This is a genomic window from Collinsella aerofaciens, assembly GCF_015548375.1.
GTDB lineage: Bacteria > Actinomycetota > Coriobacteriia > Coriobacteriales > Coriobacteriaceae > Collinsella > Collinsella aerofaciens_AB.
The window spans coordinates 17306-42198 of record NZ_JADMWW010000010.1 but is presented as its reverse complement, the minus strand read 5'-3'; the positions used below and the strand labels follow the sequence as shown (position 1 = coordinate 42198).

Here is a 24893-nt window from a genome sequence, read left to right as displayed (position 1 = left end):
GGGCTCATTTCTGAAAGGGGAATCATGAACCGATTCGTACAAAAGCTGATCGCCGGCGCCGCCGCCGTAGCGATCGCCGTAACCGGCCTGTTGGGTGGAGCGCCTGTGGCCAAGGCTGCGGATCCCGCACAGGGAACCATCAAGATTACGAACGCTGAGAACGATAGCGTTGAGCACACGCTCTCCGGCTGGAAGCTCGCTTCATTGAAGAACATTGACACGGATGCCAACAATAACCTCACGTTCCTCATCGACACCAATGATAATCTTGTGGACGAGATCGAAGCTTCGATGACCAAGGACCAGCTCAAAGCGTACAAGGCAGACGGCAACTACTATACTCCGGGCGGCACAGACAACAACCCGATCGGTTACCTGGTTGCCAACGTCTTCAAGGACCTCAGCGAGCCGAACGATCCGTGGGGTGGAGACGCGTCTGCGCTGCGCACTTTCGCCACGACGCTCTCCAAGAAGCTCGCCGAGGACGACGCGCCTAATGCTGATAAGGCTGATTTCAAGAGCAGCGCCACCGGTTCCGAGAATACCTGTGAACAGGGCCTTTGGTTCCTGAAGGACACCTCTGCTGATCCGACGACGCAGTCTATTCCCATAATCGTAGCCACGAAGCTCGATGGCTACGACCAGACTTCGACCTGGGGCCAGGTTATCCTGAAGATGAACGTGCCGACCGTTGACAAGAAGATCACCGAGTCTGTTAGCGGCACTGTTACTGGCGGCACCAAAGCTGACGCCCGTATCGGTGGTGTTGTGAAGTATGAGCTCAGCTCCGTCATTCCGACCTACACCGGCTACGACATGACCACTCCACCCCGTGTGTTTAAGCTTATCGATACCGCATCCAAGGGTTTGACGGTTGACGTGAGCTCTGTGAAGTCCGTTAAACTCACCAAGGGTACTGATACAGTTACCCTGACCGATAAAGACTATGCCGTTTCTTCTGACTTCTATGCCCTTACCGAGGATCAGAAAGGCTACAACGCCGAGTATGCTGGCGGTAAGGTGACCACCATCGACCTGGCCAACTACGTTAACAAGGCAGCTGGCTCTACCTCCTCTACCGATGGCATTCTCGAGGGCGCAACTGTGACCGTTGAGTTCGAGGCTACCGTCAACAAGGACGCGACCATCGCTTCCGTGGGCAACCCCAACTCTGTCGAGCTCGAGTACTCCCACACGCCTGATAACAAGTTCACCAGGATTCCCGGTCCCGAGGTTCGTGTCTACACCTACAAGTTCGGTATCCTGAAGACCGACATGGCTGGCAAAAAAGAGCTTTCTGGTGCTAAGTTCGCGATTGCCCGCGTGAACGGTAGCACCGAGACGTTCATGACCCAAGACACCGAGACCAAGGTCTGGAAGAATCTCACTACTGACAAGCCCAATGCCGATGCAGCCGATGATGTGTTCACCACCGATGGTAACGGCAAGATCGCCATGTCCGGTCTGCCTGCTGGCACCTACCACGTCTACGAGATCAAGGCTCCGACCGGTTATACCAACATTGGCCTGCCTGACTTTACCTTCACTATTGGTGCTACCTTCTCTGGGACGCCTGAAACTGCAACCGTGTCTTACAGCAAGAAAACCGGCGATGATCGTATCTCCGTTGGGACCAGCGATGGCCAGGCTACGGTTAAGAACGCCAAGAACCTCACCGAGCTGCCCTTGACCGGTGACCTGGGCATCAAGGTCTTCATCACCGTGGGCGTGCTGCTCATGGCTGCTGGCGCCGCCTTCGCCCTGAGTGCACGTATGCGCTCTTAATCCCCTAGCTTGATGACGCGGCGAGCGGGCGATCGTCGTCTCCTATCAGCGCCCGTGCGCCGCGTTCTCACATTCCCTTTCGCCGCACCCCGTCGCGCTTGGACCCGCGGCGGGGTGTGGTGCATTAACCGTGTCCTCGCACCCACACCCCCGGAGGTGAACCACATGAAGGCAATCAAGCCCGTATCGACGATGCGCACGCCGAGGGGCGGTTCGAACCCGGCTTCCACCAGCCGGCGTAAACCGCCCCTCGTCCTGCGCCTGCTTTCCCTTCTGTGCTTTGCCGCCGGCTTTGTTATCGTGGCCACGCCCCTCGTCCTGCGCGCCATGTCCCAGGCCGAGCAAACTGCCGCCGTTACCGCTGCGCAAAACACCGTGGATGGCTGGCCCTATCCGCAAGCGGAGGAGGCCCTCGCGGCCGCTCGCGCCTATAACGAGCAGCTGGCTGCCGGCGGTCAGGACGTTATCGGCGAGGTCGTGGACCCGTTTGGAAACACCTCTGGCGCCTCCACCGCCTCTGGCTCTGAGGATTCCATCGCCTCGCAAGATACCACCTACCAGGGACTCCTTAACGCGGGATCGGGCCTTATGTGCTCGGTGCGTATCCCCAAGATCGACGTGAATCTGCCCGTGTACCACGGCACCTCCACCGAGGTGCTCGCCGCGGGCGCCGGCCACCTGTACGGAACGTCGCTGCCCGTGGGCGGCGAGAGCACGCATGCCGTGCTCACCGGTCACCGTGGCGTGCCGGGCTCGCTCCTGTTCACGCGCTTGGATGAGCTGCAGGTGGGCGACTCGTTCTACATCGAGGTGATGGGCGAGGAGCTGGGTTACAAGATCGACCGCATAGACGTGATTGAGCCCGACGACGATTCCAAGCTGCGCGTGACCGCCGGCGAGGACCGCGTGACGCTCATGACCTGCACGCCCTACGGCGTGAACTCGCACCGCCTGCTGGTATCGGGTGTGCGTGCAAGCATTCCGGATGAGGTCCCCGTGCCCGAGGACGCGCAGGGCATCAACACCACCGCGGTGGCGCTGGGCGTTCTGGGCGCGCTGCTGGCGATTGTTGTGGGTCTCGTTGTGGCCGGGCGCGTGCGCAAGAAGCGGCGCGCGGCGCAGCGTGCCGCCGTTGCCGCCGCGGTGACGCTGGACGCCGACGCGGCTGGTGGCGATGGCGGAAACGGGTGGGCCGTGGGAGCCTCCAGGCCTGCGGCCCCCTTCGCCTCCTCTGCTTCAGCCTCCTCGGCTTCCCCCGATTCCGATGCTTATTCACCCGAGTATCGCGGGCGACACCTGCGGTAGCGCCTGCATTGGTGCTCAATATCGCTCGAAGTGCAGCGCCTTCGCTCGCTTCCTGGTCATTTGCCAGAACCGCGGCGCTATCCCGAACATGCCGTACGACGCGATGGTCGAGCTTCCCGCCTACATCGGCAAGAACGGCCCCGAGGTCATCTCGCGCGACAACATCCCGCTGTTCCAGCAGGGCCTCATGATGCAGCAGCTCAACTCCGAGAAGCTCGTGGTCGAGGCGTGCATCGAGGGTTCGTATGAGAAGGCGCTCAAGGCGTTCACGCTCAACAAGACCGTGCCGTCCATGACGGTCGCCAAGGAGATTCTCGACGACATGATCGAGGCCAACAAGGATTTCTGGCCTGAGCTTAAGTAACGAGGCCTTCGACGGCCCGACTGCGAACGGTTCGCAGCGGCCTTTGAGGTCCATAGGCTCCCCCTGGGGTCCATCCTAGGGGGGAGCCTCTCAGAAGCGCCCCGAGGGGCGCTTCTTGTGTATATGGAGGCAAAAGGGATATACAGTCTTCATATACGGCCTCCTTTTAGTAGGGTCGATTTCTCCGGTTGATTTCTGATCTCAGCTGAACATACTGAGCGGATAGGCCGTTCCCGCAGTTAGCCGAAAGCCCCCGGGGTCCCTCCCGGGCTCCGGGGCGGCATTTTCCCAGTTGAAGGAACGGTGGAGATGTGTTTCGGTGGGTCCGGTGGCCATGCTCCGCTCTCCGCCCGGCACCTCTTCCAAGGGAATCGACGAGGGCGCCGGCGCCCAGTATGTCTAAGTGAACGGTTCTTTGGGCAATACTGCTTATGATTTTACGACTGATGATAAGGGCGAAATCAGCGTCAAGGGCCTCGATGCTGGCGCTTACACGGTCGAGGAGACCCATACGCTCTCCGGCTATAACACCGTGCCCAAATTCACGTTCACCATTACTGCCACGGGTCTTAATCAGAATGAGGGCGAGAATACGTTGACGGTGACCACATCCAAGAATGGTTCTGGTCTCGTCACCAATTCCTCTTCTGGTGGCGGCACCGTTACCCTTACCGTCAAGAACAAGAAAGGCTCCGGCCTCCCGCTGACCGGTCTTAACGGCGTGACCTTCACTTGGATCGCTGGCAGCGCAGTGCTGTGCATCGGCGTGGCACACCTCATCCGCAGCCGTAAGCAGGCTGAGGAGTCCGAGCAGGAGTAACGCTCACTCACCCATCCCTTTGGCAGGTGGGATGTGATGGCCATGAGACTTGCGGACACTTTTCTCGTCCATCGACGTTCTTGCTTTGCCATTCTCTTTTCGGGGCAGACTCCGCACTGGAGTCTGCCCCGTTCTTTTTGGGATAACGCAGCCAGGCTCCACCGTCCGATGCGGGTACGTTCGTCATCGCGTTTCTTGACTCTTATAAGGTTCAGTTTAAGGTCCGTAGGCGCACGCGCGGTGCGGACGGTAGAAGGCATTTGCGCCGCGCGTGCAAATTGAAATGCCCGTGGTTCGGAGTCCGGACATTTAACAACACCGGAAACTGGTCGCCCGCGCTTTCGAACACTTACGCAGGGTGCGTCGTTTCCTGTAACGATTGTATCCCGAATCATCCGCTGATCCGGGATATTCTGAAAACGCAAATAATGGACTTATGCACGAAAGGAATCTCGTTAATTCCGAAAATTATGTATAATTCCAATTTAAACTGGAACCAAGCGAAAACGATGGAAATGAACGAAGCGCTAATCTACCTACAAGAAGCATTAGGCCTCTCCGCCAAGACCAAAACTTGGCCTGGATCCGCACACTTGCCGCTGCATCTGCGGGCGATTGAGGTCCGCGCTGTTGACGCAAACGGTTTTTCGTTTTTGCTTGCAAGTTTGCCTACTGGCGTCGGGCTTCCCGAGGCTAAGAGAGTCTATAGTCAGCTAGCCTTACGCGCGGAGACTCCTGTTGTCGTTTCGTTTCCTGATGCCGATGCGCGTCAGCGCAAAGCATTGGTCGCACAAGGGATTCCCTTTGTCTGCCAAGGTAGACAGGCTTTTCTTCCATTTATGGGCACAGCCTGCACGGAGAGGGGCGGTGCCTGGTTTCGCAATCACGCGACCAAGATGTCACCCAACGCACAGGCTGCCGCAATCTGGGGAGCAGCCCAGGAGCCATATCGCCCCTATGACCTTTGTCGCGCGCTTGGGATTTCGGCAAGCCGCGCGAGTGAGGCCATAACCGAGCTTGTCGACAGGGGGCTCGCGAGGCGCGAGCGTTGCGAGCGACGTGTTGTCGTGCTCCCTGTTGCCGTTGATCTTCTGCTTAGCGAGCACATGACAGAGCTCTCCTCGCCTGTCTCGAAGGTCTTTTTTGCAAGGAAGACACCGCAGATTGACTGTCTTGTTGACGCCGGGGAGACGGCGCTCGCCGCGCGTTCCATGCTCGCTGCACCGGGCATGGAACAAAAGGCCGTCTTAAGAAGTGCATGGCGTAAACTGAGCGACCTCGAAGTCGCAGACGGGGAGTTGCCGGATAACGAAACGGCGATGATCCAAGTGTGGCGCTATGCGCCCGTGTTTGCCGGTTCCTCCCGTGTCGACGACATTTCGCTTGCGCTATCTTTGGCGGCAATCGACGATGAGCGAATTCAGCTCGAAGTCGATCGCATGTTTGGAAAGGAATATCCATGGCAAGAAGCGCTGTAGAAGGTCTCCAAAAATTTCAGCAGCATATGCAAGAAGCTGCAGGATCGTATGCTCTTATCGGCGGCACGGCATGCGACATTTTGCTCGCGGAGGCGGGACTTCCGTTTAGGGCGACTCACGATTTTGATGTGGTAATTGTCGCCGATGACCGGTTGCCTCAGACGGCAGAAGCTATATGGACTTTGGTGCGTGATGGCGGTTATCGCTGCGGCTGGGGCGAAGGCAAAGACTCATGTTTTTATCGGTTTACAGAGCCTAAGAGGCCGGGTTACCCTCATATGATCGAACTCTTCGGGAAGTGCCCTGACTTTCTAAAGGGTCGTGAGGGGATTGATGTGGCGCCAATTCACGTTGATGAAAACATAAGCAGTCTTTCGGCAATTTTGTTGGACGATGCTTACTATAGCTTGCTCCTTCAGGGAATTCGGACCGTAGGCGGCGTTTCGGTCCTGGGTACGGAATACATTGTTCCGTTCAAAGCGAAGGCGTATCTCGACCTAAAAGCTAGAAGGGAAGCGGGGGAGAACGTTGATTCGAGGAAGGTAAAAAAGCATAAACGTGATGCGCTGAGGCTTGCTCAGCTGCTTGGCGAGTCGGAAGGTGTCGACCTGCGCGGAGAGCTGAAGGACGATATGCTTGCGTTTGTTAAAGATTGTGAGGTGGGCGACGTCAATCTGAAACAGATTGGGATTGCGGGCGTAACGATGGCGCAGTTGCTCGAGACGATGAAAGCAACATATGGCTTGATTAGTTGAGTGGGGTAACGTGGCCCGGACGGTGCAGTCTAGCTGCGTTGTCCGGCGCATGGGCTCGCTATTCGGCTATTATTTGTTTAGACAACTTGAGTTGTAGAGGAGTGACCGGCGATGGTGCAGGGCGCCAAACATATGAAGAGCAATAACGCCGCGGCCAACGGTGGCTCAAGCCCTCAGCCCAAACCTCAACCAAAGTCCAAACGCCGTCGCAAGCGACTGCCGCGCTGGGCCGATCGGCTCATCACCATCGTTATCATCCTTATTGGCGTGGGCCTTATGACCTGGCCGTGGATCTTGGACCGGCTCGAGGCCTCGGGCGTGTTCAATCAGATCAGCACGGTGTCCAGCACCGTGGACGCGCTGTCTGCCGAAGAGCGCGAGCGCATTCTGCTTCAGGCGCGCTCCTTTAACGAGCAGCTGGCGGGCGAGGCCACCGAGCTTCCCGCCGACCAGATCGAGCCCTATGCCCAGCAGCTCATCTTTGACCGCGACCCCATGATGAGCTGGGTCGAGATCCCCTCCATCGACGTGAGCATGCCCATCTACCACGGCACGAGCGAGGAAGTCCTCATGGCGGGCGTCGGCCACCTGGAGGGCACGAGCCTGCCGGTTGGCGGCACCTCGACGCATTGCGTGCTCACCGCGCACTCGGGCATGCGCAACCTGAGCATGTTCGACGACATTCACTCGCTGGAGCCCGGCGACCTGGTGCTGCTGCACACCATGAACAAGACGCTCGCCTACAAGATGGTGGACTCCGAGGTGGTGCTGCCCGAGGAGATGGAGTCGCTGACCATCGAGCCCGGCGCCGACAAGGTGACGCTCGTCACCTGCACGCCCTACGGCGTGAACGACCATCGCCTGCTGGTGCATTGCGTGCGCACCATGTACAACAAGAAGGACGTCGACAAGCAAAAGTCGCTGGCCGGCCGCCACTGGGGCAAGCGCGAGTTTGCCGTGCTTATTGTAGTCGTGGCCATTGTGCTGTTGCTGCTGGACATCGTGATCCACGCGGTCCGCAAGCGCCGCAAGGCCAAGGCCTCGGCATAAGACATTCTTCAGAACCACCACAATGGGGACAGGCACCTTTGTGGTGGTCGGGGCTTTCGAACCATCACAACATTCGATGAAAATCGCGATTTTGACGAAAAACGTCGAATGTTGTGATGCTTTTCGTTGCGGGCACGACGGTTTTCGTTGCGGGCGGGATGGTTTTCGTTGCGGACGGGACGGTTTTCGCTGCAGAATCGCCAGCCCGCCGCCTGCCAACCGCCGCCCTCGTTACGTTTTCGCTGCATTTGGGTAAAGCGCCTGCTCCAAGCGGCGTTGGCTTGTATACTAGAGCGGTTTATCTGTTATGCGGAAGGGAGCGCCTATGGCACTCAGCGAGAAAGACGTGCGCGGCATCGCCGAGTACGCAAAGATCGCACTGACCGATGACGAGCTCACCCAGATGACGTCCTACCTGAACGACGCCGTCCAGATGCTCGAGCCCGTCTTGCAATATGACTTACCCGACGTGGAACCCACGTTCCATCCCATCGGAAGCCTGTCCAACGTGATGGGCGATGACCTGCGCGAGCCCGAGCGCGACCTGCCGCTCGACGTCGCGCTCGAAAACGCCGGCAGCGCGCGCGACCGCTACTTCCGCGTGCCGTCCATTTTGGGAGAGGGGGAGAGCGAGTAATGGCGCAGAGCTTCGATTCCCTTACCGCCGCCCAGATCGCCGCGGGCGTTGCCGCCGGCGACTTTACCGCTACCGAGGTGGCTCAGGCCTCCCTTGCCGCCATCGAGGCGCGCGAAGGCGGGGTCCAGGCATTCCTGCAGGTGGCACCCGAGCTCGCGCTCGAGGCCGCTGCGCGCGTGGATGCCGACCGTGCCGCAGGCAAGCCGCTGCCCCCGCTTGCGGGCGTGCCGCTGGCCATCAAAGACAACATGAACCTCGTGGGCACGCGCACCACCTGTGCTTCCCGCATGCTCGGGGACTACCGGAGCGTCTACACCGCCACCTGCGTCCAGCGCATGCTCGATGCCGGCTGCCTGCCCATGGGCAAGGCCAACATGGACGAGTTTGCCTTTGGCAGCTCTACCGAGAGCTCGGCGTTCCACCGCACCAACAACCCTTGGGATACCGAGCGCGTGCCCGGCGGCTCCTCGGGCGGCTCCGCTGCCGCCGTCGCCGCGGGCGAGGTCGCGCTCTCGCTGGGCTCGGACACCGGCGGCTCCATTCGCCAGCCGGCGTCGCTGTGCGGCGTGGTGGGCTTTAAGCCCACGTATGGCGCCGTGAGCCGTTACGGCGTGGTTGCCTTTGGCTCGTCGCTCGACCAGGTGGGCCCCTTTGGCCGCACGGTCGAGGATGTCGCGCTGGCCATGAACGCGCTTACCGGTGCGGGCCACGATTCGTACGACTGCACTAGCCAGGATTGCGCCGTCGACTTTACCGAGCATCTCAACGACAGCATCGAGGGCAAGCGCGTGGGCATTATCCCTGCGTTTATGGAGGCCGAGGGCCTGACGCCCGAGGTCAAGGCTGCTGTTCAGCGCGCCGCCCAGGAGCTGCAGAACCAGGGCGCCGAGCTGGTCGAGGTCGACCTACCGCACCTGGACGCCGCCATCGCCGCCTACTACGTCATCGGCCCTGCCGAGGCGTTCTCCAACCTGGCCCGTTTTGACGGCATTCGCTACGGCTATCAGGAGGAGGGCTGCGCCAACCTGTCCGACCAGAGCTCGCTGTCGCGCGCCCACGGCTTTGGCGCCGAGGCCAAGCGCCGTCAGATGCTCGGCGCCTACCTGCTGAGCTCGGGCGTGTACGACAAGTACTACTACGCCGCGCAGAAGGCCCGCACGCTCATCACGCAGGACTACGATGCTGCGTATGCCAAGGTGGACACCATCCTCATGCCCGCCTCGCCGCGCACGGCCTTTAAGTTTGGCGAGATCAGCGACCCCACGCAGATGTACCTCTCCGACCTGTACACCATCTCGCTCAACATTTGCGGCAACGGCGGCATCTCGGTGCCGCTGGGCCTGGGCGAGGATACTCAGCTGCCCGTTTCTGCCCAGCTGGTTGGTCCAGCCTTTAAGGACCGTCAGCTGCTCACGTTTGCCCGCGCCCTGGAGCGCGGCTTTGCCGATGCCGCCACGGGTGCGCCCGCGCTTTCCGTCGCGCCCGATTTTGCCGGGAAGGGAGGCGAGCTGTAATGAAGGAGCTTTCCGAGGTCCTGCAGGATTGGGAGGCCGTGATCGGCCTGGAGATCCATACCGAGCTCACCGCACTCGATACCAAGATGTTCTGCAACTGCAAGCTCAGCCACGATGACGAGCCCAACGCCAACGTGTGCCCGGTGTGCCTGGGCCTGCCCGGCGCCCTGCCGGTGCCTAACAAGAAGGCAATCGAGAGCATCGTCAAGGCCGGTCTCGCCACCAATTGCGAGATCCAGCGCCACTCGATGTTCTACCGCAAACACTACTTCTATCCCGATATGGCCAAGAACTTCCAAACCACGCAGGGTCCGGTCGCCTTTGCCATGTACGGCCACCTGGATCTGGATGTGACCGGTCGCGGCGCCGCTGAGCGTCCCGACTGCGCGTTTGGCGAGGCCGAGGCCCAGAGCCTGGCGAGCGCCTCTGCCAACGCCGAGGGCCTGTCCACGTCCATGACGTCGACCATGTGCGAGGGCAACCAGCGCGCCGGCCACCTGGCCAGCTACGATGCGTCCAACCTGCAGATGCCCGAGCGCCGCGAGGACGGCTCCTACACGGTGCCCATCCGCATCCTGCGCATCCACATGGAGGAGGACGCCGCCAAGATGGTGCACGTGGGCGGTGCCGAGGGCCGCATTACCGCTGCGGCCGAGTCGCTCGTCGACTACAACCGCTGCGGCACGCCGTTGATTGAGCTCGTTACCGAGCCCGATCTGCGCACGCCCGAGGAGGCCCGCCTGTTTATGGAGAAGCTCCGTCGCATCTTTGTGACGCTGGGCATTTCCGACTGCTCCATGGAGAAGGGTTCCATGCGCTGCGACGGCAACGTGTCGCTGCGTCGCCGTGGCGAGACCAAGCTGGGTACTAAGACCGAGCTTAAGAACCTCAACTCGTTTAAGAGCCTGCATGACGGCCTTGCCTACGAGATTTGCCGTCAGGCCGAGGTGCTCGAGGAGGGCGGAATCATCTATCAGGAGACCCGCCACTGGGAGCCCAGCCGCAAGCGCACCGTGGTCATGCGCGTGAAGGAGACGGCCGACGACTATCGCCTGTTCCCCGATCCCGACCTGGCGCCGTTCGATCTGGACGACGAGTTCATCGACCGCTGCCGTGGCGAGATCCCTGAGCTGCCCGATGCCAAGCGCGTCCGTTTTGAGGCCGACTTTGGCATCAAGGCGGCCGATGCCGAGCAGATTGCCGGCGACCCGGAGTTTGCCGAGTTCTTTGAGGCCGCCGCTGCCGGCATGGCTGGCAAGGAGGCCCAGACGGTCGCAAACCTGCTGGTGAACGAGATGATCGCCTACCTTAAGGGCGCGGGTGTGTCGCTCACCGAATCCGGCGTTGCGCCGGCTCAGGTGGCAGCGCTGGCCAAGCTGCTGGCGACCGATGCCATCAGTTCCAATCAGGCGCACGAGGTCTTTGAGGCCATGGCCCAGACCGGTGATGACCCCAACAAGATCGTCGACGAGCGCGGTATGCGCCAGGTGAGCGATGCCGGCGCGCTGCAGCCGATCGTGGACGAGGTGCTGGCAAACTGTGCCGATCAGGCGCAGCAGTATCGTGACGGCAACCAGAAGGTCATCGGCTTTTTGGTGGGCCAGTGCATGAAGGCGAGCCGCGGCAAGGGCAACCCGAAGCTCTTCAACGAGTTGCTGAGAACGTCGCTCTCGTAGCTGCGAGGCCGGGGAAGCCCCGAGTCGCCGGGGTGTTTCCTCCAAATTTCAAACAGTCCTATGCAAGACGAAGGCCACATTTAGTGGCCTTCTTTGCATGCGGAACTCATTTGGAGCAAACACCCCGACGACTCGGGGCTTCCCCGGCCAGACGACTCGGCCGTTCGGGTCAGGTGGGCTGAATGGAATTGAGTGAATGGGCGCGCCGTTGGCGCGCCCATTGTTTTGAAGGGAACTCATTTTGAGCAAGCACCCGCCCTGCCGGGGCTCCCTGGTTCCGTGACGACTCGGCCGTTCGGGTCAGGCGGGCTGATAGAAAGATGGTGACGGAGGCGCCACTGGCGCCTCCGTCTTTTGAATGTGATGAAAGTGTGGCGAAACAAGCTTAAAACTTCCGTAAATGTGATAAACATCACGTTTTCCCTGAGGTAAAATGTGGCAAATATCACGTTTACGGAAGTTTCTTTGCGGGAGGTTCGGTTATGCAGCGAGATATCATTGCCAAGCTTAACGCTTGGAAAGCGTCAGAATATCGTAAGCCGCTTATCCTTAAGGGGGCGCGCCAGGTTGGAAAGACGTGGGCGCTTAAGGAGTTCGGCCGAACCTCGTACCTCAATTTTGTGTATCTGACGCTCGAGGAGCCGTCACCTGGGGTACAGAGCGAGTACGCTCAGTTTTTCGAAGGTACGCGCGATCCTCGACGGATCATCTCAAATCTTTCCCTGGCACTTGGACAGCCTATCGAGCCCGGCGAAACGCTGCTTATTATTGATGAGATCCAGGATTGTCCTTCTGCAGTCGGCGCCCTTAAATACTTCTGTGACGAGGCCCCCGAGTATCACGTCGCATGCGCAGGGTCTTTGTTGGGCGTTCGCTTGTCCCGTGAGACCAGCGCTTTTCCGGTGGGAAAGGTCGAGTTCATGGAGATGCGCCCCATGAGCTTTTCCGAGTTTCTGAAAGCCGAGGGCGCTGCAAACTACGACGAATACCTTGGCGGCCTGGATCAGATCGAGACAGTGCCCGATTTCTTCCATGTCCGTCTCGTCGAGCATCTTCGTCGTTATTTTGCATGCGGCGGCATGCCAGAGGCTCTTGGCCGGTGGGTGGAGACGGGCGATATCGTTCAGGTCGATAAGGTGTTGTCTGATCTCTTGGATTCCTACGAGCGCGATTTTGCCAAGCATGGTGGCCGTGCGCAGTTCGCCAAGCTTTCGCAAATATGGAACTCGATTCCAGCTCAGTTGGCGCGCGAGAACAAAAAGTTCGTTTGGGGTGCGGTGCGCGAGGGGGCTCGTGCTCGAGAATACGAGGATGCTCTGGAATGGCTTGCCGATGCTGGGCTCATCACGGCGGTTCGCCTTAATGCTGCCGGTGGTGTGCCGCTCTCTGCGTACGATGACCTCAAGGCATTTAAAGTCTACTGTCTTGATGTCGGCTTGCTGCGCCGCATGGCAAGGCTGGATGCGTCCGCTTTTGCCATCTCGGATGCGCTATTTTCGGAGTTCAAAGGTTCGTTCGCCGAGAACTATGTGCTTCAGGCATTACTTTCACAGTTAGATGCTGCTCCGCGTTATTGGACAAACGAGAAGCCGAAGCACGAAGTCGATTTTTTGATTCAGGTCGGAAACGAAATCGTTCCCGTCGAGGTCAAATCGGGAGAGGTCGTTCATTCCAAGAGCCTTAAGTACTATGCCGACAAGCATGCGGAGACGACTCCATTGAGGGTCCGCTACTCACTTAAGAACCTAAAGCTCGACGACGGGGTGCTCAACATTCCGTTGTATTTGGCTGATCGATCTGTCCCTCTTATCAAAAAGGCGCTTGATTGTGCGCATCTTGACGTTTAGATCCCGGGTGAGCTGACGGGCGGCGGCTAATTAATCGCTCCGTTACGGCCAGGGAGCTTGGGCCTTAGCGATGCTTGCTTCGCCAAGCCGTGGGTGTCATGCCGGTGTATTGCTTGAAGGCTTGGGCGAAGGCGGCCTGCTGAGGGTAGCCTAGACGCTCTGCCACCTGCGCTATCGTGAGCGCGCTATCTGCCAAAAGGTCCTGCGCTCGCTCCATACGGCGTCTGCGAATGTAGGCGCCCAGGGACTCGCCGGTTTGGGCCTTAAAGGTGGCGCATAGTTTGGAGCGGCTTGTGTAGAGCCTCTCGGCCACCTCGTTGATACCCACATGTCTGCCTTTGTCGAGCGTGCGCTCAATCATTGCCGTTGCTTCTTCGGCCATGGTTATGCTGACGCGTGTGTCTGCCGCCTGCCGCGCCTGCTTGTGGGCCGCGCGCGAACAGGCGAGCTCCGCGACCATGGTCTCCACGATGCCCTGCATATAGACGTGTCCGCCTACGGTTTGGGCACGGTCCTCGTTAATCCGGCGCAGCGTGTGATAGATGGCAGACGTCGCTTCCTCGTGCCATGGCTCGGCAAACGCCTCAAAGATTCCCGCGAACTCGGTGGGATAGCGGTGCTCCAGTTCGTCAAAATATCCAGGCAAAAAGAGCACCGAGCGCGAGTGATAAAGTTCCCCCGCAAACAGCGGGCTTAATTCCTCGCCACAGCTATCTTGGATAAAGCTGCAAACGGCATTGTTTGGCCACGGTCCATGCGATGGTTTGAGGTTCGCGGGCGTTATGCCAGTCTCGGGCATGCATGTAAGTGTGGGCGCGCTGACTTCGCTCACGCAGGCGTATGGCTCGGGTGTGTATTCGGCCAGGTACATATCGTGCGTCGGGGTGATGAAATGCTCCATGACGATGCAGGCAGGGGAGAGAGGCATGATCCATGCGCGGCCGTGCGCCCGGTCGTTTGCCACCTCGCCGGTAAAGACGGCGCCCTTGCCGGTAAGCTCCAGGCCAAACTGCTCAAACTGCGGTGCGTAGAGCTCGGTTATGTCGGTCGCTGCCTGCCGTATTTGCAAAAGCGTCCCTTTCCTTTGCAGAAACGTCCATGCCTGGCTTGATCGTGAGCCATGGCTAACACGTCAATGATAAGTTCATTACGGTTAACTCTCAAGCCGTTAGAAAGGAATCTCATGGCAAAGGGATCAAAAAAGGAAGGTGGCGGTATCGGCGAGCTGCTTGCTTAAGCTGGTGACCGCAAATTCCTAACGTATTTGGGCATGGCGCTCTCGGCGCTCTCGCAGCTGCTGAGCTTTGGCCCGTACGTGTGCATTTGGCTTGTCGCGCGCGATTTGATCGCCGTGGCGCCTAACTGGAGCGAAGCCACCGATATCGCGATGTATGGCTGGTGGGCCGTGGGTTTTGCCCTAGCAAGCATCGTAGCTTATTTCATGGGGCTCATGTGCACGCACCTGTCTGCGTTTCGCTGCGCGTCCAATATCCGCAAGACTACGAGCGAGCACCTGCTTAAGCTGCCGCTTGGCTACTTTGACACACACGCCACCGGTGAGCTGCGTCGTGTTGTAGACGGATGCGCCGCCTCCACCGAGACTTTGCTCGCACACATGCTGCCCGATATCGCAGGCGCCGCTGCCATGGTCGTGGGCTTGCTCGTGCTGCTTTTCGCCCTCGATTGGCGCTTGGGCGCGGCATGCCTCATCTCGGTGGCCATTTCGCTTGGCGCCATGGCCGCCATGATGGGCGGCAAAGGCGCCGAGTTCATGAAGGCCTACATGGGAGCGCTGGTCAAGATGAACAAGACCGGCACCGAATACGTACGCGGCATCCCTGTGGTCAAGGTGTTTCAGCAGACGGTCTACTCCTTTAAGGCCTTCCACGATGCGATTGCCGAATACGCCGATATGGCACAAAACTATTCGGGCACGTTCTGTCGAGGCCCGCAGGTGCTCAACCTTACCGCGCTCAATGGCCTTGTGGCATTTCTCTTGCCCGTGGCATTGCTGTTGGCGCCGGGCGAGACGGACTTCGCGCACTTTATGGCCAACTTCACGTTTTACGCGATCTTTTCGGCCGTGGTGCCGACGGCCATGACCAAGCTCATGTTTGTGGGCGAGGCCTCTCAGATGAGTGCCGATTCGCTGGCTCGTATTCGAAGCGTCATGGAATCCAAGCAGCTCTCCGTGCCCGCCCAACCCAAGCACCCTGCCGGCGCCGACGTGCGATTTGAGGACGTGAGCTTTACGTACGAGGGTGCCGAAGCACCTGCCGTTAGCCATGTGAGTTTCAGCGTTCCCGCTGGTAGCACCCTCGCCCTGGTGGGTCCCTCGGGTGGCGGCAAGTCAACCTGCGCAAGCCTGATTTCGCGTTTTTGGGATGTTTCCGCAGGTCGCGTGCTCGTAGGCGGCGTAGACGTTCGCGACATGGACCCGCACGAGCTTATGGACCAGGTTGCCTTCGTGTTCCAGACCAACCAGCTGTTCCGGCAAACACTTGCCGATAACGTGCGTGCCTCCAAGCCTACGGCCACTGACGACGAAGTGCGTGCGGTCCTCTCCGCAGCTCAGTGCGACGACATTGTGGCCAAGCTCCCACAGGGCATCAATACCATGCTCGGTGCCGGCGGAGCATATCTTTCGGGCGGCGAGGTCCAGCGCGTGGCACTCGCCCGCGCGATCCTTAAGGACGCACCTATCGTGGTGCTCGATGAGGCCACGGCGTTTGCCGATCCCGAGAACGAGGCGCTCATCCAGCGCGCCTTTAGCAAGCTGGCGGCGGGTCGCACGGTCATTATGATTGCGCACCGACTCTCGACTGTAGTGGGCGCAGACCAAATCGTGGTGCTCAACCAGGGCAGCGTACAGGAGTCGGGTACCCATGCCGAGTTGCTGTCCCAAGAGGGTCTGTATGCCAAGATGTGGGCCGAATACGAACAGGCCGCGAGCTGGAAGATCACTGCTGCCGCGGATGTCGCGGTGGCGAAGGGAGGCGAGGCCTAAATGTTCGCCTCATTCCAAAAGAAGTATTTCCTATCCGATAAAGGCGTCGCCGGCGTAAAACGCGGCATTTTCTGGACCACGCTCACCAATCTTGTGACCATGGCCGGCATGGGCTTTTTGTTCCTGGTCATGGCCGGCTTTGTCGAGCATCTCGTCACCGGTGCCGACCTGCCGGATGCCCTGCCGATCGTGGGCGGCCTCCTGGTCTTTTTTGTGTTGCTCTTTGCCTCTAACTGGCAGCAGTATTACTACACCTACTGCATCTTTTACGAGGAGTGCGGCAAGCAGCGCATGGGGATTGCCGAGCGCTTGCGCAAACTGCCGTTGTCGTTTTTCGGCCGTCGTGATCTGGCCGATCTAACCGAAACCATCATGGGCGACGTTCAGACTATGGAGCATGCCTACAGCCATGTGCTGGGAGAACTCTGGGGCGCCATCATCGCAAGCGCCATCGTGTTCGTGGCGTCGCTGTTCTTTTGCTGGCAGCTGGCGATTGCGGCGTTTTGGAGCGTGCCCGTGGCCTTTGCCGTGCTGTATCTGACACGCGGGCCCATGACCCCGGTGTTCGACCGCGTGCGCGCCGAGAAGGTCATGGTCACCGAGGCGATCCAGGAGACGCTTGACTGCGTGCGCGAGATCCGCGCCACCAACCAGGAGGCTCATTATCTTGAGGGGCTCAACGCCGTGATCGATGCCGAGGAGCGCGAGACCACCAAAGGCGAGCTCGCCAATGGGCTTTTGGTCAACTCCGCCTTTGCCATCCTGCGCCTGGGGATTGCCACCACGTTGGTCACGGGCGCTGCGATGGTCGCCTCCGGCCAGGTCGACTTTTTGGTGATGTTTGCCTTCCTGCTCATGGTGAGCCGCATCTATGCGCCCTTCGATCAGGCACTGATGCTGATGTCCGAGCTGTTTGCCGCCGAGTCGTCGGCCAAGCGCATGCGCTCCATCATGGAGGAGCCCGTGGCGCGGGGCAGCGAGCAGTTTGAACCCGTGGGTCATGACGTGGTGTTCGATCACGTGGCATTTGGCTATGGTGCGGGCAGCGACGGACGCGCCGGCGAGAAGGTTTTGACCGATGTGAGCTTTACCGCCAAGGAAGGCGAGGTCACGGCACTGGTCGGTCCTTCGGGTTCCGGTAAGTCTACGGTGAGCCGCCTGGCCGCGCGCTTTTGGGATGCTACCGAAGGCACGGTCACCGTGGGTGGCGTGGATGTTGCGAGCGTTGATCCCGAGGTGCTGCTGCGCGACTACGCTATTGTGTTCCAAGACGTGCTACTCTTTGACGACACGGTGATGGGAAACATCCGTCTTGGACGTCGCGATGCCACCGATGAGGAAGTGCTTGCTGCCGCGCGTGCCGCCAACTGCGACGAGTTTGTGAACCGCATGCCGCAGGGCTATGACACCATGATCGGCGAGAATGGCTCCAAGCTGTCCGGCGGCGAGCGCCAGCGCATCTCCATCGCCCGCGCGCTGCTCAAAGACGCGCCGATCGTGTTGCTGGACGAGGCGACGGCGAGTTTGGATGTGGAGAACGAGACCGTGGTGCAGCAGGCGCTCTCCCGCCTGCTCGCAGGCAAGACGGTAATCGTGATCGCCCACCGTATGCGTACGGTGGAAAATGCCGACAAAATCGTTGTACTCAAGGATGGTGTGGTTGCCGAGCAGGGCACTCCGGCGCAGCTCAAGGCGGCAGGTGGAGAATTCGCCCGCATGGTTGCGCTGCAAAAGGAAGCGGCTGACTGGCGGCTGTAGGAATATGACAAAGGGACGGTCCCCTGGTCATATTGAGTTCGCCCCCATAGTTTCCAAAAAGTTAACCTTTGTTGAACTTAATAGTTAGATAAACTAAACTATTTTCCAAAAGTGTGCTCGAGCAAACTTGTTTACTCGGGTGCTGAGGCACCGTGCCGCGTCCAATGCGGCAAAAGGGAGAAGCAACATGAAGAAGTCGACGTTCAATACCCTGCTTGTCGGTGGCGGTTTTCTGCTTGGCACGGCCGGCATCAAGCTGCTTACCAGCGCTCCGGTCAAGAATGCCTGCGTGCAGGGTATCGCGTGCGGCATGCGCATCAAGAACGGCTACCAGGACATGGTCGAGCAGGCCAAGGCCAATGTCGACGACATGGTTGCCGAGGCTGCCTACATCACCCAGAGCGAGGCCGCTGCTGACGAGGCAGCCGAGTAACGCTCCCAGGCACAAACTATGAGATTCTCGATTATTAGCGAGATCCCCGGCAGGACCCGTCTTCAATTGGCGGGTCCTGTGCCAGAGAGCGATCTCGATGCACTTCTTAAGCTCAGCGGCGATATCGACGGCGTGCACAAGGTGCGCGTTTATGGCCGTATTGGTCAGATGGCGCTGGAGTACGATGAGCCGCGCCGCGCGAGCGTGCTCGACGCCCTGGGCGCACTCGATGCTCAAGCTATCGCCGATGCCAAGTCGGGTTACGTGATGCAACTCGAGCCGCGCAAGCACAAACTCGTTATGGACCTGGCGACACTCGTCGGTGCCCATTACGCACGTCGCTGGTTCTTGCCGACGCCTCTGCGTGCGGTGTTTGTCGTGGCCGGTTACATGGCATTTTTGCGCGCTGCCCTTCATGAACTGGCGCAGCCGCGCCTGACCGTTCCTGTGCTCGACGCTTCGGCCATCGGCATTTCGTTCGTCAAGCGTGATGTCGACACCGCGGGGCAGACGATGTTCCTGCTCAACGTGGGCGAGCTGCTCGAGGACTACACCCGTGCCATGAGCGAAAACGAGCTCATCAACTCGCTGCTCGACGTGCCCGACAAGGCGCAAAAGGTCGTCGGCGACACTGAGGTAAGCGTTGCCGCCACCGAGCTTGAACCCGGCGATTTGGTCGCCGTGCGCACCGGCATGTCCATCTGCATCGACGGCGTGGTCGAGCAGGGGAGCGCTATGGTCAACCAGGCGACCCTGACCGGCGAACCGTTGGCCGTCGAGCGCAGCGTGGGCGACGACGTGTTCGCCGGCACCGTCGTGGAAGACGGCAGCATCTTGGTGCGTGTGCGCGCCAATACGGCGCAAACCAAACTGCGCTCAATCGTCTCGCTCGTGCAGACGGCCGACTCGCTCAAGTCCGAGGGCCAGTCGCATATGGAGGACCTCGCCAACAAGATCGTCCCGTGGAACTTCCTGCTTGCGGGCCTGGTCGCGCTCACTACGCGCAGCCTTATCAAGACCTCGGCGGCGCTGATGGTCGACTACTCGTGCGCGCTCAAGCTCACGGGTTCCGTTGCCGTCATGACTGCCATGAGCGATGCTGCCAAGATGGGCGTCATGGTCAAGGGCGCAAAGTACTTTGAGTCGTTTGCCAAGGCCGACACCATTGTGTTTGATAAGACCGGCACGCTCACCGAGGCTCAGCCGCGCCTGGCTTGCGTGCTCACGACCGACGGCTGGAGCGAGGACGAGGTCCTGCGCCTTTCCGCTTGCTTGGAGGAGCATTTCCCTCATCCGGTAGCACGCGCCGTGGTCAATGCGGCACGTGAGCGTGGACTCGAGCACCGCGAGCGTCACGCTGCTGTCGAGTATATTGTGGCGCACGGTATCGCTTCGTCCATTGAAGGGCGTCGCGCCATCATCGGTTCCGCGCACTTTGTATTTGAGGATGAGAGCGCGCAGCTCGAGTCCGACATTAAGGAGCAAATTGAGTCCCAGATGCAGGGCCTGTCGCCGCTGTATCTGGCGGTCGACGGCACGGTCGTGGGCGTGCTCGGCATCGAGGATCCGCTTAAGCCCGGGGTCCGTGAAGCCATCGCCGACCTGCATGCGCTGGGCGTCAAACATGTCGTTATGCTCACGGGCGATTCTGAACGCACGGCCGAGCGCATTGCGCGCGAGGCGGGTGTCGATGAGTTTAAGGCCGAGCTGCTGCCCGAGGACAAGTACGCCTATGTGGAGCGCATTAAGGGCGAGGGGCGTCACGTTGCCATGGTGGGCGACGGCGTTAACGATTCGCCGGCGCTCGGTTTGGCCGACGTGGGCTTGGCGATGGGTGGCGGAAGCGACATCGCCAAGGAGGTCGCCGATATCATCCTGACTGACACGGATCTCGCCGCGATCGTGCGCCTGCGCCGCATGAGTCAGGGCCTCGTTGATCGTCTGACGAGCTCCTACTCTAAGGTGATACTCACCAACTCGGCGCTCCTGGCGCTGGGCATTACCGGCATGATCACTCCGCAGACGTCGTCACTGCTGCACAACGGCTCAACGATCGCCTACAGCCTGGGCAACGCAAAGGCGTACTTGCGTTAGCGTTTTCGATTGAGTATATGGCCTGCATTCGGGCGGCACCGCAGCCGCCAGGGTGCAGGCCTTCTTTTGTTTGACGAGAGGTTAGCGCGGATATATGCTCGTGCTAGCAAAGCTAGCAAATGCTGAAGGTGAGGTTGAGATGGCTACCGTTGGCGGCATGGCGCAGGTGAACGTTCGCGTGGATCGCCAGGTCAAGAACCGTGCCGAGGAGGCGCTGCAGCTTTCGGGCAGGTCACTGCCCGAGCTCATCAAAAAGGTTGTGGTCAAGGTCGCACAGGGTGGCGGGCAGTGTGAGGAAGTGCTGTCTGCCGTTGATGGTCGGCAACAAACCGTCGCGCACGATACTCCGTTCGCCGCATCATGGGCGGCGGCGGATCAGCTTTACGCGGACCTGGCCATCGCTCCGTCGCCCGTATCCGACGATCGCGGTTGGGACACAATCTATTCCGAAGCCATGGATGAGCATTATCGCCAAAAGGGGATGATCCAGTGAGTGGGGCGCCTCTCAAGATCATGGTAGACGCCAACGTATGGGTTGATTCGTTTTGCGTCGACCATGCCGAGTCGCTTGCCGCGCGTGCGTTTATTGGTCAGGCGACGGAGACGGGGGCATTGCTGTTCTTTCCGGTGCATATCGCCAAGGACGTGCTGTACGTTGTCCAACACGAACTGAAGCGCAGCGTTCTTGCCAGCGGGGGAGCGCTCGACGAGGCGTCTGCCCGTGCAATTGGCGATGCGGCGTTGGTGTTTGTTCGGAACATGACCGAAAACGCCACGGCCGTGGGCGCAGATGCATCGGACCTTTGGCTGGCCGACAAATACTTAGCGCTCCATCGCGATTACGAGGACAACTTGGTGCTCGCCGCATGCAAGCGCGCACAGGTCGATTACTTGGTAACTAACGATCGCAAACTGCTCGAACATGCCGATCTTGCAGCAAAGACCCCGCGCCAAATGATGCCGATTCTGGCTTTGGCCGAACGCGGCGGCGCGGCCATCGGTTGACGCGAACTGGTTGCGGGCCTCTTGGACGACGATGCGCCAAGGGGCCCGCGTCTGCTATTTACAAAAGCTCGGCCTTAATGGCGGGACTTTCTGCGAGCTTCTCGGCTGCCTTTTCGTCGGAGCTGTCGAGTGCTGCCAGGCTTCGGTAGACCCACTCGTTGACCTGGGTGTTCTTGACGCCTGAGGTCTGCATAAGGGCGCCTACCTCGCGGATTGCTGCGAGCAGATCGGCCTTGGGACCCGCGAGCTCGACCTCGATGCCGCGGTAGGCGGCCACGCCGCGGTTCTCACTCACGTGGTCGATAAAGCCCTCGACGGTCTCAAGCTGCTGGGCGAGAGCCGCATCATCGTCAGCGTCCAGCGCGACGAGTGCGTTCGATACCGTGAGGGCGGGATGTCCGCAGGGGACAAAGCCTTCGATGACATCCATGGCTTCGGTAATGGTTGAGCCCAGGCCTGCGAGGGCATTGACGAGTTGCTGCTTGGTATCCATAACGGTCCTTTCGACGGGTCAATTTTGCTTGGCGAAAATATACGTGACGCGATCGGTAACAAAAGTGCGAAGTGCAGCGCACATTGGGGTCTTCACAGCTCGTGCATAGAACAGCTGTCCGCTTTCAGAACGTGGTAAGATAACACTCCACAAGCGGGGCTCGCTCCGCATGCTCCTTGAAAAGTCGACGGGTGTTGGGCGCTCGTGCCCAATGCCATCCAGACTTTCCCGACATTCGGGGGCGACTGGTTTCGACACGATAGCTCTGAGAGAGGAAGCAAGCCGAGGTCTCCTCGCCTCGTTAAACAGGGGTACCGTCAAATTGAATTGACAACAACTCTTCTTTTGAGCCTATGGCTCTCGCTGCTTAGTTTATAGCGGCGCGTCAACCCGGTGATTTCCCCGACACCGGCGCGACGTCATTTTAGGGGAATGCTCCCGCGCACGTAATCGGTATGGCGCGGGCTAAGACCGAACCGGTTGGGATGCCGCGAGCGTGTCGCTGTGCGCAAAGCGTCCGAGACTAAACCAGCGACTGAGCTTGGAGATGCCAATCAGGGGGCTTTCGTGGACCGGAGTTCGATTCTCCGCGCCTCCACCATAAGCAACAGGCAGGTAGATATTCGTATCTACCTGCCTTTTTATTTCTAGTCCGTACCGCGGAGAATCGAACTCTGTGCAGGGCGCGAGCGTAAAGAAAACGCCTCAGTGACGCAGAGTGGGGCGCGCTTTCCCAATGGCGGCCCAGGCGGAAAGTACGTCCCGGAATCCGCGCTCAGAACGGGACGCGCTTTCCCAGCGGCGGTCCAAGTGGAAAGCGCATCCCGGAATCCCGCCTCAAACTGGGGCACACTTTCCGCTTCACCTGCCGCCTCGAAAAACCTGCGCGCTCGCCATCCCAAAACTGGGTAGAAGAAAGCCAAAACGCAATCGCAGGAGGTCAACATGACTGCAGAAGATAAGGCAAAGAACGCTGGCAAGGTCGCGCTCGTTTTGGAGGGCGGTAGTTTTCGCGGGCAGTTTACTGCGGGCGTGCTCGACGTTCTCATGGAGGCCGGCGTCGAGATTCCGGCGGTCTACGGTGTATCGGCCGGCGCCCTCAACGGCGTGAACTACAAGTCGCACCAGATCGGCCGTGCCAACCGCATCAACCTGGCTTTCTGCAATGACAACCGCTTCATGGGCGCCGCATCGTTTGCGTCCACGGGCTCTATTGTGGGTTACGACTTTATCTTCAACGATGTCCAGGACCGCCTAGATCCCTTTGACAACGAGACGTTCGACGCAAGCCCCATCGAGATGTACGCCGTCGCGACGGACATGCTTTTTGGAACCGCCACGTACCTGCCGGTCAAAAGCGCCGTACTTGACCTCGACGCTGTTCGCGCCTCGACCTCGCTGCCGCTGGTGACGCCGCCGGTCGAGATTGACGGGCACAAATACGTCGACGGCGGCGTAGCCGATTCGGTCCCCATCGAGCATGTGCTCGAGGAGGCGGGCTTCGATCGCGCGGTTGTCATTGTCACGCAGGACCGCTCGTACGAGAAAAAGCCCTACGAGTTTATGCCCGCCGCGCGCGCCCGCTATGCCGACTACCCCTATCTGCTCGAGGCTATCGAGGCGCGCCACGACCGTTATAACATCCAGCGCATGCATCTGTGGAAGTATGAGCGCGAGGGCCGTGCGCTGGTCGTTGCTCCGCAAAAGCCGGTCGAGGTCGGCCATGTCGAGCACGATTCGGCAAAGCTTTTGGACCTGTATATCCAGGGCCGTCAGGAGGCAAAGCGCCTGCTCGCGGAAATCCAAGAGTTCGTTGAGCGCTAGCGATAGCGAACCCTCAAAAAAATGACAACAGCTAAAGAGCTGGAAAAATCACGGCTCGTGGATGACATGTGCAGAAACTCTGGTCGGAGCCAAAATACCTGTTGACTCGTACGGCGAGCGGGGTAATATGGACGGGTTACTTGCAGAGCCCCGTGAATCTCTGTAACAACACGTACTGTACATGGAGGAGTCTAAGTGATTTCGAAATCGACTCACTACGCCAAGCAGGGCGAGGTCCAGCGCAACTGGGTTCTCGTCGACGCCGATGGTGCTGTCCTGGGCCGTCTTGCCACCCAGATCGCAATGATCCTGCGCGGTAAGAACAAGCCCCAGTTCACGCCCAACAGCGACTGCGGCGACTTCGTTGTCGTCATCAACGCCGATAAGGTCCAGCTTACCGGTAACAAGGCCGACACGAAGACCTATTATCGCCACAGCGGCTACAACGGCGGCCTTAAGGCTGAGAGCTTCCGCCAGGCTATGGAGAAGCACCCGGAGAAGGTCATCGAGCGCGCCGTTCGCGGTATGCTGCCCAAGACCACCCTCGGCCGTGCCCAGATGACCAAGCTTAAGGTCTACGCTGGTGCCGAGCATCCGCATGCTGCCCAGAACCCCACGAAGATTGAGCTGGAGGCTTAAAGATGGCTGAGAACACCGTTGTCTACCAGGGTACCGGCCGTCGTAAGAACGCCGTCGCCCGCGTCCGTCTCGTCCCCGGCACCGGCAAGGTGACCATCAACAAGCGTGACGCCGAGCAGTATTTCGGCCGTCATCAGCTCGTTGAGAACGCCCTTGCTCCCTTCAAGGTGACCGACACCGCCGGTCAGTTCGACGTTATCGCTCTGTGCGATGGCGGCGGCATCTCCGGTCAGTCCGGCGCTCTGCGCCTGGGCATCGCTCGCGCTCTTCTGAACGCTGGCGACTACCGTGCTGACCTCAAGAAGGCCGGTTTCCTTACGCGCGATGCTCGCGTGGTCGAGCGCAAGAAGTACGGCCTCAAGAAGGCCCGCCGCGCTCCCCAGTTCTCCAAGCGCTAAGGTTTTATCTC

The 24893-nt window shown here is 59.8% G+C and carries 22 protein-coding genes and 1 other RNA gene; 21 read left to right on the top strand and 2 right to left on the bottom strand.

The annotated features are described in order from the left end of the window. Positions 1 to 24: 24 nt before the first annotated feature. From I1969_RS05740 to I1969_RS05690, 11 genes are all read left to right on the top strand, one after another. On the top strand, positions 25 to 1785 hold the full coding sequence (locus tag I1969_RS05740) for an isopeptide-forming domain-containing fimbrial protein (RefSeq protein WP_195233771.1): 1761 nt from the start codon (positions 25 to 27) through the stop codon (positions 1783 to 1785). Positions 1786 to 1950: 165 nt separating this feature from the next. After that, positions 1951 to 3090, top strand: coding sequence for a class C sortase (locus I1969_RS05735; RefSeq protein WP_195233763.1), 1140 nt, complete (start codon positions 1951 to 1953; stop codon positions 3088 to 3090). Next, positions 3050 to 3454: a family 4 glycosyl hydrolase gene (locus I1969_RS05730; protein ID WP_229028282.1), complete on the top strand. Its 405-nt coding sequence runs from the start codon at positions 3050 to 3052 to the stop codon at positions 3452 to 3454. Before I1969_RS05735 ends, I1969_RS05730 begins: the two co-directional genes overlap by 41 nt. Positions 3455 to 3869: 415 nt before the next feature. Beyond that, positions 3870 to 4274, top strand: coding sequence for a prealbumin-like fold domain-containing protein (locus I1969_RS05725; protein ID WP_195233761.1), 405 nt, complete (start codon positions 3870 to 3872; stop codon positions 4272 to 4274). A gap of 509 nt (positions 4275 to 4783) precedes the next feature. After that, a complete protein-coding gene (locus I1969_RS05720) occupies positions 4784 to 5752 on the top strand; it encodes a MarR family transcriptional regulator (RefSeq protein ID WP_195233759.1) in 969 nt (322 codons plus the stop codon). Further along, positions 5734 to 6507, top strand: a complete 774-nt coding sequence (locus I1969_RS05715; RefSeq protein WP_195233757.1) for a hypothetical protein — start codon at positions 5734 to 5736, stop codon at positions 6505 to 6507. Before I1969_RS05720 ends, I1969_RS05715 begins: the two co-directional genes overlap by 19 nt. A 132-nt stretch (positions 6508 to 6639) precedes the next feature. Then, entirely contained in the window at positions 6640 to 7557 is a 918-nt protein-coding gene (locus I1969_RS05710) for a class C sortase (protein WP_195233755.1), read from the top strand. Positions 7558 to 7882: 325 nt separating this feature from the next. Beyond that, positions 7883 to 8194 carry an Asp-tRNA(Asn)/Glu-tRNA(Gln) amidotransferase subunit GatC gene (gatC, locus tag I1969_RS05705; protein ID WP_055287082.1) on the top strand — a complete coding sequence of 104 codons (312 nt, stop codon included), beginning with the start codon at positions 7883 to 7885 and terminating at the stop codon, positions 8192 to 8194. Then, positions 8194 to 9708: an Asp-tRNA(Asn)/Glu-tRNA(Gln) amidotransferase subunit GatA gene (gatA, locus tag I1969_RS05700; protein ID WP_195233725.1), complete on the top strand. Its 1515-nt coding sequence runs from the start codon at positions 8194 to 8196 to the stop codon at positions 9706 to 9708. The genes gatC and gatA overlap by 1 nt, the downstream gene beginning before the upstream one ends. After that, positions 9708 to 11384 carry an Asp-tRNA(Asn)/Glu-tRNA(Gln) amidotransferase subunit GatB gene (gatB, locus tag I1969_RS05695; RefSeq protein ID WP_195233723.1) on the top strand — a complete coding sequence of 559 codons (1677 nt, stop codon included), beginning with the start codon at positions 9708 to 9710 and terminating at the stop codon, positions 11382 to 11384. The genes gatA and gatB overlap by 1 nt, the downstream gene beginning before the upstream one ends. A gap of 482 nt (positions 11385 to 11866) precedes the next feature. Then, positions 11867 to 13231 (top strand): ATP-binding protein, encoded by a 1365-nt coding sequence (locus I1969_RS05690; RefSeq protein WP_195233721.1) that lies wholly within the window; start codon positions 11867 to 11869, stop codon positions 13229 to 13231. Between the two features lie 64 nt (positions 13232 to 13295). On the opposite strand, the gene I1969_RS05685 is transcribed toward I1969_RS05690, so the two are convergent. Then, positions 13296 to 14300, bottom strand: coding sequence for a helix-turn-helix transcriptional regulator (locus I1969_RS05685; RefSeq protein ID WP_195233719.1), 1005 nt, complete (start codon positions 14298 to 14300; stop codon positions 13296 to 13298). Between the two features lie 201 nt (positions 14301 to 14501). Here I1969_RS05685 and I1969_RS05680 point away from each other — a divergent pair, with 201 nt between their 5' ends. From I1969_RS05680 to I1969_RS05655, 6 genes are all read left to right on the top strand, one after another. Beyond that, the gene (locus tag I1969_RS05680; protein ID WP_229028281.1) at positions 14502 to 16238 is read left to right on the top strand and encodes an ABC transporter ATP-binding protein; all 1737 of its coding nucleotides are present in this window, start codon (positions 14502 to 14504) and stop codon (positions 16236 to 16238) included. Further along, positions 16239 to 17996, top strand: a complete 1758-nt coding sequence (locus I1969_RS05675; RefSeq protein WP_195233717.1) for an ABC transporter ATP-binding protein — start codon at positions 16239 to 16241, stop codon at positions 17994 to 17996. 187 nt (positions 17997 to 18183) lie between these two features. Further along, positions 18184 to 18429, top strand: coding sequence for a DUF6110 family protein (locus I1969_RS05670; RefSeq protein ID WP_055250999.1), 246 nt, complete (start codon positions 18184 to 18186; stop codon positions 18427 to 18429). A gap of 78 nt (positions 18430 to 18507) precedes the next feature. Next, entirely contained in the window at positions 18508 to 20523 is a 2016-nt protein-coding gene (locus tag I1969_RS05665; protein WP_271748022.1) for a heavy metal translocating P-type ATPase, read from the top strand. 139 nt (positions 20524 to 20662) lie between these two features. After that, positions 20663 to 21016, top strand: coding sequence for a hypothetical protein (locus I1969_RS05660; RefSeq protein WP_195233712.1), 354 nt, complete (start codon positions 20663 to 20665; stop codon positions 21014 to 21016). Further along, entirely contained in the window at positions 21013 to 21528 is a 516-nt protein-coding gene (locus I1969_RS05655; RefSeq protein ID WP_195233711.1) for a type II toxin-antitoxin system VapC family toxin, read from the top strand. The genes I1969_RS05660 and I1969_RS05655 overlap by 4 nt, the downstream gene beginning before the upstream one ends. 58 nt (positions 21529 to 21586) lie before the next feature. Here I1969_RS05655 and I1969_RS05650 read toward each other — a convergent pair whose 3' ends face one another. Beyond that, positions 21587 to 22021, bottom strand: a complete 435-nt coding sequence (locus I1969_RS05650; RefSeq protein WP_195233709.1) for a hypothetical protein — start codon at positions 22019 to 22021, stop codon at positions 21587 to 21589. A gap of 237 nt (positions 22022 to 22258) precedes the next feature. Here I1969_RS05650 and ssrA point away from each other — a divergent pair. The 4 genes from ssrA (at position 22259) to rpsI (ending at position 24882) form a co-directional block, all read left to right on the top strand. Further along, positions 22259 to 22622, top strand: a transfer-messenger RNA (tmRNA) gene (gene ssrA, locus I1969_RS05645). 344 nt (positions 22623 to 22966) lie between these two features. Continuing rightward, positions 22967 to 23845, top strand: a complete 879-nt coding sequence (locus I1969_RS05640; protein WP_195233707.1) for a patatin-like phospholipase family protein — start codon at positions 22967 to 22969, stop codon at positions 23843 to 23845. A gap of 195 nt (positions 23846 to 24040) precedes the next feature. After that, positions 24041 to 24484, top strand: a complete 444-nt coding sequence (rplM, locus tag I1969_RS05635; protein WP_022094635.1) for a 50S ribosomal protein L13 — start codon at positions 24041 to 24043, stop codon at positions 24482 to 24484. Positions 24485 to 24486: 2 nt separating this feature from the next. Next, positions 24487 to 24882 carry a 30S ribosomal protein S9 gene (gene rpsI, locus I1969_RS05630; protein WP_022094634.1) on the top strand — a complete coding sequence of 132 codons (396 nt, stop codon included), beginning with the start codon at positions 24487 to 24489 and terminating at the stop codon, positions 24880 to 24882. The last annotated feature ends 11 nt before the right edge of the window (positions 24883 to 24893 follow it).

Coding starts and splice junctions, on each gene's coding strand:
- gatB (WP_195233723.1), top strand. CDS start 9,708: ATGAAGGAGCTTTCCGAGGTCCTGCAGGATTGGGAGGCCGTGATCGGC.
- I1969_RS05730 (WP_229028282.1), top strand. CDS start 3,050: ATGCTTATTCACCCGAGTATCGCGGGCGACACCTGCGGTAGCGCCTGC.
- I1969_RS05670 (WP_055250999.1), top strand. CDS start 18,184: ATGAAGAAGTCGACGTTCAATACCCTGCTTGTCGGTGGCGGTTTTCTG.
- I1969_RS05720 (WP_195233759.1), top strand. CDS start 4,784: ATGGAAATGAACGAAGCGCTAATCTACCTACAAGAAGCATTAGGCCTC.
- I1969_RS05690 (WP_195233721.1), top strand. CDS start 11,867: ATGCAGCGAGATATCATTGCCAAGCTTAACGCTTGGAAAGCGTCAGAA.
- I1969_RS05660 (WP_195233712.1), top strand. CDS start 20,663: ATGGCTACCGTTGGCGGCATGGCGCAGGTGAACGTTCGCGTGGATCGC.
- I1969_RS05640 (WP_195233707.1), top strand. CDS start 22,967: ATGACTGCAGAAGATAAGGCAAAGAACGCTGGCAAGGTCGCGCTCGTT.
- I1969_RS05740 (WP_195233771.1), top strand. CDS start 25: ATGAACCGATTCGTACAAAAGCTGATCGCCGGCGCCGCCGCCGTAGCG.
- I1969_RS05710 (WP_195233755.1), top strand. CDS start 6,640: ATGAAGAGCAATAACGCCGCGGCCAACGGTGGCTCAAGCCCTCAGCCC.
- I1969_RS05675 (WP_195233717.1), top strand. CDS start 16,239: ATGTTCGCCTCATTCCAAAAGAAGTATTTCCTATCCGATAAAGGCGTC.
- I1969_RS05650 (WP_195233709.1), bottom strand. CDS start 22,021: ATGGATACCAAGCAGCAACTCGTCAATGCCCTCGCAGGCCTGGGCTCA.
- I1969_RS05735 (WP_195233763.1), top strand. CDS start 1,951: ATGAAGGCAATCAAGCCCGTATCGACGATGCGCACGCCGAGGGGCGGT.
- gatC (WP_055287082.1), top strand. CDS start 7,883: ATGGCACTCAGCGAGAAAGACGTGCGCGGCATCGCCGAGTACGCAAAG.
- I1969_RS05680 (WP_229028281.1), top strand. CDS start 14,502: ATGGCGCTCTCGGCGCTCTCGCAGCTGCTGAGCTTTGGCCCGTACGTG.
- gatA (WP_195233725.1), top strand. CDS start 8,194: ATGGCGCAGAGCTTCGATTCCCTTACCGCCGCCCAGATCGCCGCGGGC.
- rpsI (WP_022094634.1), top strand. CDS start 24,487: ATGGCTGAGAACACCGTTGTCTACCAGGGTACCGGCCGTCGTAAGAAC.
- I1969_RS05715 (WP_195233757.1), top strand. CDS start 5,734: ATGGCAAGAAGCGCTGTAGAAGGTCTCCAAAAATTTCAGCAGCATATG.